The sequence below is a fragment of the Vibrio sp. YT-19(2023) genome (assembly GCF_033337395.1).
In genome coordinates this window covers 1-574 of sequence record NZ_JAWOQN010000862.1, presented here as the reverse complement: position 1 = coordinate 574, position 574 = coordinate 1, and the positions used below count along the sequence as shown (strand labels likewise).

Sequence of the window (574 nt, the reverse complement as noted above, 5' to 3'; positions counted from 1 at the left end):
TGCCGTTGTTTTGCGGGAACGGGTAGTTCTCGAACATGTCCGCCACATTGGTGTGGTAAACAGCAATGAGGTTGGCTTGGCAACTGTCTTGGTAGTTTTCTTCTGGGCCGCGACCGTAGTAGCTCACTTGGTCAAAGCTGCCGTTGATGCCCAAATCCAAGCCGATGACCGGAATCACGTGAGGGTAGTCGCCGTAGCGCTCGCCACTCAGTTCCACGTTCAAATGGCCTTGCGCGTTGATTTGATAGCGATAGGTACAACGCATGCCAAAATCAAAGACCGGCGGCGCAATGATGCTGGTGGTTGTAATCAAGACGGAATCATCAGTTGCTTCCACAGCAAGTGTGCGGAAGTGCTCCTGCATGATTTGCAGATGCGCTGGGTGCCACAAACCTTCATACTCTTGTTTGTGGTTATCAATCATCGGTTTGAAGAAGTTCAGTCTCGGCTCAGATTGAATGATCTCTTCGCCATTTACGCGCCAAGAAGTCAGCTTGCCGTTTACTTTCGAGAAAGTAAGCGTGAAGTTATGGCCTTCAATTACGTGTTCCAAACGGCTTTCGTTAATCACCAA

1 pseudogene is annotated in these 574 nt (G+C 49.7%); it reads right to left on the bottom strand.

Features of this window, described 5'->3' with window-relative positions:
- Window positions 1–574, bottom strand: a pseudogene (ebgA, locus tag R7E78_RS28865) (beta-galactosidase subunit alpha); the annotation flags it as partial.